This is a genomic window from Promicromonospora kroppenstedtii DSM 19349, assembly GCF_000515355.1.
Classification (GTDB): Bacteria; Actinomycetota; Actinomycetes; order Actinomycetales; family Cellulomonadaceae; genus Promicromonospora; species Promicromonospora kroppenstedtii.
Window position 1 is genome coordinate 51545 of the sequence record NZ_KI911725.1, and the last position, 1323, is coordinate 52867.

Below are 1323 nucleotides of genomic sequence, written 5' to 3' on the forward strand. Positions count from 1 at the left end.
CCCCGGCCGGCGGGGCGCCCCGGGGCGCCGTCGGCCGGTCGGGGCGACCCGTGGTGAACAGCTCGTGCCGTACGCGCTCCGGCGGCACCCCCAGGTCCGTCAGCACCGCGCGGCACGCCTGCACCACCTCGAACGGCCCGCACAGGAACCACTCGTCGACGTCGGCGGGCCCGATCAGCGACGTCATGATGCGGCGCAGCCGCGCTGCGTCGAGCCGGCCCGACAGGAGCTCGGCGCCCCGGCGCTCGCGGGTGAGCACGTGGTGCAGGGCCAGCCGGGCGGGGTACCGGTCCTTGAGGTCGGCGAGCTCGTCCACGAACATCGTGTCCGTGGTGGTCCGGTTCGAGTAGACCAGGTCGAACGTGCTGTCCGGCGCGGAGCCCAGCGTGTGCTCCACGAGCGACATCATCGGGGTGATGCCGGAGCCTGCCGCGATGCCGACCACTCGCCCGCCGGTACCCGGCGGGCGATGGGAGACGAACAGGCCCTCGGGACTCATCACGTCGAGCGTCATCCCGGGCGCGAGGTGGTCGATCGCCCACGGCGAGAACAGCCCGCCCATGTCGCGCTTGATGCCCACCTTGAGCGACCCGGCCACCGGCGCCTGGCAGATCGAGTAGGTGCGGCGCACCTCCTCGCCCCCCACCCGGGCGCGGACGGCGATGTACTGCCCCGGCGCATAGGTGTACGCCTCGGCCAGCTCGTCGGGGATCTCGAACGTCACCTCGATCGCGTCCGCCGTCAGCGGCCGCACGGCCGCCACGGTGAGCGGGTGGAACCGGGCCCGGCGCCGCGTGGGCGCGGCCGGCACGGGCGCGTCGGCGAGCGGCATCAGTGCTCCTTGAAGTGGTCGAAGGGCTCCCCGCAGCGCTTGCACACCCACAGCGCCTTGCACGACGTCGACCCGAACCGCGTCAGCTCGCGCGTGTGCAACGACCCGCACCGCGGGCACCGGATGCCCAGGTCGAGCGGGACGACGCCGCCCGCGCGCCGGGCCGGCGGCGCGATCCCGTGCTCGGCGAGCTTGCGCCGGCCGGCGTCGCTCATCCAGTCGGTGGTCCAGGCGGGAGAGAGCACCACGTTCACGCGGGCGCCGGGGAACCCGTGCTCGGCGAGGGCGACCACGACGTCGTCCCGGATCGCGTCGACGGCGGGGCAGCCCGAGTAGGTGGGCGTGATGTCCACGACCGGCGCCCCGTCCACGAACCGCACGCCGCGCAGCACGCCCAGGTCCTCGATGGACAGCACCGGTACCTCCGGGTCGGTCACACCGGCCGCGGCGTCCCACGCCGCGCGCTCCGGTCCCGCCGCCGGGCGGGGCCG

General features: G+C 75.0%; 2 protein-coding genes. Both read right to left on the reverse strand.

Annotated elements, in window-relative coordinates; translation table 11 throughout:
- On the reverse strand, positions 1-832 hold an 832-nt coding region (locus PROKR_RS21345), incomplete at its 3' end, for an FAD-binding oxidoreductase (RefSeq protein ID WP_036967046.1).
- Positions 832-1323, reverse strand: a 492-nt coding sequence (gene paaD, locus PROKR_RS21350; protein ID WP_036967106.1) for a 1,2-phenylacetyl-CoA epoxidase subunit PaaD, incomplete at its 5' end; no start/stop codon positions are given. The genes PROKR_RS21345 and paaD, both read right to left, overlap by 1 nt.